The following is a 7,459-nucleotide window of genomic DNA, read 5'->3' on the forward strand; positions in this document are numbered from 1 at the left end:
GATCATGGGCATCGATCATCTGCTGCTGTTCATCGCCGCCGGCCTGCTGCTCAACCTCACGCCGGGGCCGGACGTGCTGTACATCGTCACGCATGCGCTGCGCCGCGGCGCGCGGGCCGGGGTGGTGGCCGCCTTCGGCATCACGGCGGGCTGCTTCGTGCACATCGGGGCGGCGGCCATCGGCGTGAGTGCGCTGATGGCGGCGTCGGCCACGGCATTCACCGTGCTCAAGTGGGCCGGCGCGGCCTACCTGGTGTGGGTGGGCGTGCGCATGCTGCTGTCGCGCCAGTCGCCCGATGCTATTGATTTTGTAGCATCCAATGACCCACCGGCGCGGACCCTGGGCCTGAAAACCATCTTTTTCCAGGGATTCTGGACGAATGCGCTCAATCCCAAGGTGGCGCTGTTCTTCCTGGCCTTCCTGCCGCAGTTCATCGCGCCCGGGGCCGAGCACAAGGCGCTGTCCTTTCTGCTGCTGGGGCTGCTGTTCAACTTCAACGGCCTGTGGGTCAACATCGGCTGGGCGCTGGTGGCGGCCTGGGCTGCGGCCCGCGTGGGCGCCGTGCGCCGCGGCATGCACTGGCTGGAGCGCGCGGCCGGCGCGCTGTTCATCGGTTTTGGCCTGAAGCTGGCCCTGTCGGACGCGCCGGGCACGGCGTCCGGCATCTGAATTTTCGAGGAGACGCCATGTCCATCACCCCCCAGGAAGCGCTGCAGCGCACCATCGAACACCGCGAAATCTTCCACGACGAGATGCTGAAGATCGTGCGCCTGATCATGAGCGGCGAGCTCTCGCCTGTGATGACGGCGGCGCTGATCACCGGCCTGCGCGTCAAGAAGGAAACCATCGGCGAGATCACCGCTGCCGCGCAGGTGATGCGCGAGTTCTCCACCAAGGTCCACGTGGCCGACAAGACGCACCTGGTGGACATCGTGGGCACCGGCGGTGACGGCGCCAACACCTTCAACATCTCGACCTGCGCCATGTTCGTGGCGGCCGCGGCCGGCGCCAAGGTCAGCAAGCACGGCGGGCGCAGCGTGTCCAGCAAGTCCGGCAGCGCCGACGTGGTGGAGAACCTGGGCATCGCGCTCAACCTTCCGCCCGAGGCCATTGCGCAGTGCATCGCCGAGGTCGGCATCGGCTTCATGTTCGCGCCCAACCACCACCCGGCCATGAAGAACGTGGCGCCGGTGCGCAAGGAACTGGGCGTGCGCACCATCTTCAACATCCTGGGCCCGCTGACCAACCCGGCGAGCGCGCCCAACATCCTGATGGGCGTGTTCCACCCCGACCTCGTGGGCATCCAGATCCGCGCGCTGCAGCGCCTGGGCGCCGAGCACGCGCTGGTGGTCTACGGCCGCGACGGCATGGACGAGATCAGCCTGGGCGCCGCCACGCAGGTGGGCGAGCTGAAGAACGGCGAGATCACCGAGTACGAGATCCATCCCGAGGACTTCAACCTGCCCATGGCCAGCAACCGCGCGCTCAAGGTGGATACGCCTGAGCAGTCCAAGGCCATGCTGCTGGGCGTGCTGGACAACCAGCCCGGCGCCGCGCGCGACATCGTGATCCTCAACGCCGCCGCCGCGCTGTATGCGGCGAATGTGGTGGAGTCGATCCAGGCCGGCGTCGAGCGCGCACGCACGGCCATCGAATCGGGCGCGGCCCGGGCCCGGCTCGAACAACTGGTGGCGAAGACCCAGGCGCTGGCGCCGTGAGCTTTCACCCGCTGTCGGCCCGCCGCACGCGGGAGGCGCTGCGCGAGGGCGCCGTCTCGCAGCGCGACGAGCTGCGCTACTGGCTGCTGTCGTCGCTGATCTGGCTGTTCTACCTCTATCATGCCGGCTGGGTCGGCCTGCAGCTCAACTGGTTCGTGCTGTATGACGTGGCCGTCGCCGTCGCGATCCTGTGGATCGGCCTGAACGAGGCATTCAAGGCGAACGGCGGGCCGGCGGGGCAGGATTTCGTGCGCAGGGTGGTGCTGGTGGGCGTGCCGCTGGGCGTCGTGGTGCTGCTGGCCAGCCAGGCGCTGTACTGGGCGAGCTGGCAGCTTTTTCCGCTGGTGTTCGACCACCGCTCGTTCCGCGATCCTTCGCTGGCGTGGCAGGTGGCGAATTTCGTGATTTTCAATGGTATCCAGGCCTGGTTCTGGTGGCGCACCTGCCACCATCTGGCCTTGCTGAAGGATTCAAGAAATGGCTGACAGACCCTGGGCTGGGGCAACCGGTGGCGAAGACCGCCGCACCACCCTGAGGACAGGACTGTTGTTTGACGTTTTGCCGCTTTGACGCTATAGTGACTTGATGCAAGCTTCAGCCACGTCCACGCGCGCCACTGTCTACTTCGACGGCGAGCTCCATCAGGCGCTGCGCCTGAAGGCGGCCACCTCGGGCCTGAGCATCTCCGACCTCGTCAACCGCGCCGTCAGCGCGGCGCTGGCGGAAGATGCTGACGATGTGCAGGCGCACCGCGACCGCGCCCTGGAGCCCGTGGTGGATTTTGCCGATCTGGTCGTTTCGCTCAAGGCCAGCGGCAAAATCTGAACCCGCGCCTTGGCTTCCTATCGCATCGTCATCAAGGCCAGCGCGGCGAAAGAGCTCGAAGCCATAGGCCGCAAGCCGGACCGGCAGCGCCTGGTGGAACGCATCGGGGCGCTGGCGCAAAATCCCCGTCCGCAGGGCTGTGAAAAACTGTCTGGCCAGGTGGACCTGTACCGCGTGCGAAGCGGCAGTTACCGCGTGGTCTACGAGATCCAGGACGATGTGGTGCTGGTCACCGTCGTCATGATCGGCCATCGCAAAGATATCTACCGAAAGCTCTGATCCATGTCCGACATCCTCAACCAGATCGTGGCCGTGAAGCGCGAAGAAATCGCGGCGGCGCTCGCCAAGAAACCGCTGGCCGCGATGCGCGCCGACGCCGAGAGCCGCGTGCTCACGCGCGACTTCACCGGCGCGCTGCGTGCCAGGATTGCCGCCGGCCAGGCCGCGGTGATCGCCGAGATCAAGAAGGCCAGCCCGTCCAAGGGCGTGCTGCGCGACGACTTCATCCCGGCCGACATCGCGCAAAGCTATGCCGAGGGCGACGGCAAGACCAGCGCCGCCTGCCTCTCGGTGCTGACCGACCGCCAGTTCTTCCAGGGCCAGCCGGACTACCTCAAGCAGGCCCGCGCCTCCTGCGACCTGCCGGTGCTGCGCAAGGACTTCATGGTCGACCCCTACCAGATCTACGAGTCGCGGGCCATGGGCGCCGACTGCGTGCTGCTGATCGCGGCCTGCCTTCAGGATGCGCTGATGGCCGAGCTCGAAGCCATCGCCCGCAGCCTGGACATGGCGGTGCTGGTGGAGGTGCACGACCGGCCCGAGCTGGAGCGCGCGCTGAAGCTCAGGACGCCGCTGATCGGCATCAACAACCGCAACCTGCGCACGTTCGAGGTGTCGCTCGAAACCACGCTGGCGCTGCGCCAGGACGTGCCGGCCGACCGCCTGCTGGTCACCGAATCGGGCATCCTGGCGCCGGCCGACGTGAAGCGCATGCGCGACGCCGACATCCATGCCTTCCTGGTGGGCGAGGCCTTCATGCGCGCGCCCGACCCGGGGCTGGCGCTGGCGGGCCTATTCAAGGCCTGAATTCGCTACTAATTTGATAGCTTGAAATGACCGCCTCGCCTGGACATCAGGCTGTTTTTGCCTTTGAAACCCTGTCCCCGCCGGCGGCCGGGCGCCTGACGGCCTGGAACCCGGCGCAGTGGCCGGTGGCCGAGGGCTGGCAACCCCTCGTCCGCGAGTTTCTGGACGGCGCGACCGGCCGGCAGCTCGGCGCGTTCGTGCAGGCCCGGCTGGCAGCCGGCGCCGTGGTCTACCCGCCGCAGCCGTTCCGCGCCCTCGAACTCACGGCGCCGCAGGACGTGAAGGCCGTGATCCTGGGCCAGGACCCGTACCACGGCTCGGGCCAGGCCGAGGGGCTGGCGTTCTCGGTGGCGCCCGGTGTGCGGCTGCCGCCCTCGCTGCGCAACATCTTCAAGGAACTGCAGCGCGAAGACGGGCGTGCCATTCCCGCCAGTGGCTCGCTGGCCGGCTGGGCGCGCCAGGGCGTGTTGCTGCTCAACACCAGCCTCACGGTGGAAGACGGCCAGCCCGCCAGCCACGCCAAACAGGGCTGGGAAGTGCTGACCGACGCCGTGATCCGCGCCGTGTCGGCACGGCCGCAGCCGGTGGTGTTCATGCTCTGGGGCGCACATGCGCAGGCCAAGCGCGGGCTGATCGATGCACAGCGACACCTCGTGCTCACGGCCAACCATCCCTCGCCGCTGTCGGCGCTGCGGCCGCCCGAGCCCTTCATTGGCTGCGGGCATTTCTCCCGGGCCCGGGCCTGGCTCGCCGAGCGCGGCGAATCGCTCACTTTTTAATAGCAAACAATCACCACCTGACCTGGACATTGGCCTGATTCGAAGGTGAAAAGAGTGGGGGAGGCCGGTGCGGGCGGCCACCGGGCCCGCGGCCTATACTGCCAGCCCGATTCCCCGAGCCAGGAGACCGCCATGCCGACCGAGCCTGTCGCCGCCCCCGACCCCACGGCCGTGCGCACCGCCCTGTGGCGGGCGCTGCACGTGGAGGCCGACGCGCCGCCGCATGTGTTCGACGACCGGCTCGGCCTGCAGCTCGCGGCGCCGGAGGCCGGCTGGCAGCAGCGGCCGGACATGAGCGCGTTCACGCGGCCGTTCCGCGCCTCCATCCTGGCGCGCGCCCGTTTCGTGGAGGACCTCGTGGCCGAGCAGGCGACGCGGGGCATCGCGCAGTACGTGATCCTCGGCGCGGGGCTGGACACCTTCGTCCAGCGCCGGCCGGAACTGGCCGCGCGGCTCAAGGTGTACGAGATCGACCAGCCCGGCCCGCAGGCCTGGAAGCGCCAGCGCCTGGCCGCGCTCGGCTGGGGCATGGCGCCGAACCTGCGCCTCGTGCCGGTGGACTTCGAGGCCGGCGACGCCTGGTGGGAGCGGCTGGCGGCGGCGGGCTTCGACGCCGGGCGGCCGGCGCTGGTGGCGTCCACCGGCGTCAGCATGTACCTGACCCGCGACGCCATCATGGCCACGCTGCGCCGTGTGGCGGCGCTGGCGCCGGGCAGCACGCTGGTCATGTCGTTCATGCTGCCGATCGAGCTGCTCGACCCCGAGGTGCGCCCCGGCGTCGAGCGGGCGGCGGCCGGCGCCCGCGCCAGCGGCACGCCCTTCATCAGCTTCTTCACGCCGCCCGAGATGCTGGCGCTGGCGCGCGAGGCCGGCTTCGCCGCGGTGCAGCATGTCCCGGCGGCCGAGCTGGCCCGGCGCTACTTCGCGGGCCGCGCCGATGGCCTGCGCCCGCCGGACAACTCGGAGGAGCTGCTGGTCGCGACGGCCTGAGCGCGGACCCGCTAGAAGCCGCGCGGCAGCTCGCCCACGTAGTCGCGCCGGATGTTGACGGTGCTCTGCTGGCCCAGCGCCTCGAAATGGCGGCCCAGCCAGCGCTGGCCGGCCTCCTGGCCCAGCGCGAACAGCTTTTCCACCATGGCGCCATTGGTGGACATCTTGCTCGACGCCGGCAGCTCCTCCAGCGCCTCGCCGCCGTCGATGCGGTGCAGCAGCAGGCGCTTGTACTTCTCGCCCTCCTGCAGCCGGCCGTCGGCCAGCAGCCGGTTGATGAAATCGATGGTGCGCATCTGCGACAGCAGGCTGGCGTTGAAGGTCAGCTCGTTCACGCGGTCGAGGATGTCGTGCGCGGTCTGCGGCGTCTCGTCGCGCCGCAGCGGGTTGATCTGCACCAGCACGATGTCGCGGCTGCCGCACAGGTTGATCAGCGGCAGCAGCGCCGGGTTGCCCGAATAACCCCCGTCCCAGTAGTGCTGCCCGTCGATCTCCACGGCCTGGAACAGCATGGGCAGGCAGGCCGAGGCCATCACGGCCTGCGCGCTCAGCCGCTTGCCGTGGAAGATCTCGGCCTTGCCGGTGTTCACATGGGTGGCCGAGACGAACACCTTGGGGCTGGCGAGCTTGGCCAGCGCCGCAAAATCGATCTCGCGCTCCAGCAGCGAGCGCAGCGGGTTGATGTCCAGCGGGTTGGATTGGTAGGGCGACACCCACTGGCTCAGCGTTCCCGTCAGAATGTCAGTGTGCGCTCGCTGTTCTGAAAATCCGCCTGTCAGCAGCTTCAGCAGGTTCTTCTGCATCTCGCCAAGGCTGCCCATGGCGGTGATTTCGCCCCACAGGCGGCCCAGCGCATCGCGCGCGCCCTGGCGCGGGTCGCGCTGCTCCTGCAGCGCCTGCGCGTAGCCATGCGCCAGGGCCACGGCATTGACGGCGCCGGCGCTGGCGCCGCTGATGCCGTCGATGCTCAGCCGCTCGTCGGCCAGCAGCGCGTCCAGCACGCCCCAGGTGAACGCCCCGTGGGAGCCCCCGCCCTGCAGGGCCAGGTTGATGGGGCGCGTGACAGGGGTGGTGACGGCGTTCATGCGGGGATTGTGGCAAGGAATGCGGGCCGGCGGGCTCTGGCGTCCCGGCGGCCAGCGCAAGCCGATGCGCCAAGTCGTGGATAAATGCAATTTTCCAGTAACCGCAGATGGCAAGTGACATAAAACCGTGCTATATTTCGAGGTTCGCCGGAGGGGTGCCCGAGTGGCTAAAGGGGGCAGACTGTAAATCTGTTGGCTTACGCCTACGCTGGTTCGAATCCAGCCTCCTCCACCAACAGCTTCGAGAGTGTTCTCGGGGCGGCGAAAGAATTGATTTGTAGAGCGCTTGAATTTGCCGGCCCGGTGGGCTGGCCGAGCTTCGGGTCCGCCTTCGGGGTGGTCGATGCGGGAGTAGTTCAATGGTAGAACCCTAGCCTTCCAAGCTAATGACGCGGGTTCGATTCCCGTCTCCCGCTCCACAAGTCGGTTGTTTCGCGAGGCGAACGGTTTTGCCCATGTGGCTCAGTGGTAGAGCACTCCCTTGGTAAGGGAGAGGTCGCGGGTCCGATTCCCGCCATGGGCACCAGATTGGTGGCGCATCCCCGGAGGATGCGCCTGAGTTCCTGGTTGTATTGGTTTAGTTATTTTTTTTCGGAGTCGAAAAAATGGCAAAAGGAAAATTTGAGCGTACCAAGCCGCACGTGAACGTGGGCACGATTGGACACGTGGACCATGGCAAGACGACCCTGACGGCGGCGATTGCGACCGTGCTGGCGGCCAAGTTCGGCGGCGAAGCCAAGGCCTACGACCAGATCGACGCGGCCCCGGAAGAAAAGGCCCGCGGCATCACCATCAACACCGCCCACGTGGAATACGAAACGGCGAATCGCCACTACGCCCACGTGGATTGCCCCGGCCACGCCGACTATGTGAAGAACATGATCACCGGCGCAGCCCAGATGGACGGCGCCATCCTGGTGTGCTCGGCCGCTGACGGCCCCATGCCCCAGACCCGCGAGCACATCCTGCTGGCCC

At 67.8% G+C, this 7,459-nt stretch carries 10 protein-coding genes and 3 tRNA genes; 12 read left to right on the forward strand and 1 reads right to left on the reverse strand.

Annotated elements, in window-relative coordinates; translation table 11 throughout:
- Positions 1-4: 4 nt before the first annotated feature.
- The 8 genes from MMF98_RS22970 (at position 5) to MMF98_RS23005 (ending at position 5,399) form a co-directional block, all read left to right on the forward strand.
- Entirely contained in the window at positions 5-670 is a 666-nt protein-coding gene (locus MMF98_RS22970) for a LysE family translocator (RefSeq protein WP_243309660.1), read from the forward strand.
- A gap of 17 nt (positions 671-687) precedes the next feature.
- Positions 688-1,719 carry an anthranilate phosphoribosyltransferase gene (gene trpD / locus MMF98_RS22975; RefSeq protein ID WP_243309661.1) on the forward strand — a complete coding sequence of 344 codons (1,032 nt, stop codon included), beginning with the start codon at positions 688-690 and terminating at the stop codon, positions 1,717-1,719.
- Complete coding sequence (locus tag MMF98_RS22980) at positions 1,716-2,204, forward strand: hypothetical protein (protein ID WP_243309662.1); 489 nt, start codon at positions 1,716-1,718, stop codon at positions 2,202-2,204. The genes trpD and MMF98_RS22980 overlap by 4 nt, the downstream gene beginning before the upstream one ends.
- Before the next feature lie 100 nt (positions 2,205-2,304).
- A complete protein-coding gene (locus MMF98_RS22985; protein WP_243309663.1) occupies positions 2,305-2,544 on the forward strand; it encodes a CopG family transcriptional regulator in 240 nt (79 codons plus the stop codon).
- A 9-nt stretch (positions 2,545-2,553) separates the two neighbouring features.
- A complete protein-coding gene (locus tag MMF98_RS22990; protein ID WP_243309664.1) occupies positions 2,554-2,823 on the forward strand; it encodes a type II toxin-antitoxin system RelE family toxin in 270 nt (89 codons plus the stop codon).
- A gap of 3 nt (positions 2,824-2,826) precedes the next feature.
- The gene (trpC, locus tag MMF98_RS22995; RefSeq protein ID WP_243309665.1) at positions 2,827-3,630 is read left to right on the forward strand and encodes an indole-3-glycerol phosphate synthase TrpC; all 804 of its coding nucleotides are present in this window, start codon (positions 2,827-2,829) and stop codon (positions 3,628-3,630) included.
- A 26-nt stretch (positions 3,631-3,656) separates the two neighbouring features.
- Positions 3,657-4,409 (forward strand): uracil-DNA glycosylase, encoded by a 753-nt coding sequence (locus tag MMF98_RS23000; protein WP_243309666.1) that lies wholly within the window; start codon positions 3,657-3,659, stop codon positions 4,407-4,409.
- A gap of 132 nt (positions 4,410-4,541) precedes the next feature.
- On the forward strand, positions 4,542-5,399 hold the full coding sequence (locus tag MMF98_RS23005; protein ID WP_243309667.1) for a class I SAM-dependent methyltransferase: 858 nt from the start codon (positions 4,542-4,544) through the stop codon (positions 5,397-5,399).
- Positions 5,400-5,410: 11 nt separating this feature from the next.
- On the opposite strand, the gene MMF98_RS23010 is transcribed toward MMF98_RS23005, so the two are convergent.
- A complete protein-coding gene (locus tag MMF98_RS23010) occupies positions 5,411-6,484 on the reverse strand; it encodes a patatin-like phospholipase family protein (protein ID WP_243309668.1) in 1,074 nt (357 codons plus the stop codon).
- A gap of 149 nt (positions 6,485-6,633) precedes the next feature.
- Between MMF98_RS23010 and MMF98_RS23015 the strand changes: the two genes are divergently transcribed.
- From MMF98_RS23015 to MMF98_RS23030, 4 genes are all read left to right on the forward strand, one after another.
- Positions 6,634-6,719: transfer RNA gene (locus MMF98_RS23015), tRNA-Tyr, on the forward strand.
- Between the two features lie 110 nt (positions 6,720-6,829).
- Positions 6,830-6,903: transfer RNA gene (locus MMF98_RS23020), tRNA-Gly, on the forward strand.
- 32 nt (positions 6,904-6,935) lie between these two features.
- Positions 6,936-7,010: transfer RNA gene (locus MMF98_RS23025), tRNA-Thr, on the forward strand.
- Positions 7,011-7,089: 79 nt separating this feature from the next.
- Positions 7,090-7,459 (forward strand): GTP-binding protein (locus tag MMF98_RS23030; protein ID WP_243308722.1); only part of this gene is annotated, 370 nt, incomplete at its 3' end.

It is taken from the genome of Variovorax terrae (genome assembly GCF_022809125.1).
Classification (GTDB): Bacteria; Pseudomonadota; Gammaproteobacteria; order Burkholderiales; family Burkholderiaceae_C; genus Variovorax_A; species Variovorax_A terrae.

Coding starts and splice junctions, on each gene's coding strand:
- MMF98_RS22970 (WP_243309660.1), top strand. CDS start 5: ATGGGCATCGATCATCTGCTGCTGTTCATCGCCGCCGGCCTGCTGCTC.
- trpD (WP_243309661.1), top strand. CDS start 688: ATGTCCATCACCCCCCAGGAAGCGCTGCAGCGCACCATCGAACACCGC.
- MMF98_RS22985 (WP_243309663.1), top strand. CDS start 2,305: ATGCAAGCTTCAGCCACGTCCACGCGCGCCACTGTCTACTTCGACGGC.
- trpC (WP_243309665.1), top strand. CDS start 2,827: ATGTCCGACATCCTCAACCAGATCGTGGCCGTGAAGCGCGAAGAAATC.
- MMF98_RS23000 (WP_243309666.1), top strand. CDS start 3,657: ATGACCGCCTCGCCTGGACATCAGGCTGTTTTTGCCTTTGAAACCCTG.
- MMF98_RS23005 (WP_243309667.1), top strand. CDS start 4,542: ATGCCGACCGAGCCTGTCGCCGCCCCCGACCCCACGGCCGTGCGCACC.
- MMF98_RS23010 (WP_243309668.1), bottom strand. CDS start 6,484: ATGAACGCCGTCACCACCCCTGTCACGCGCCCCATCAACCTGGCCCTG.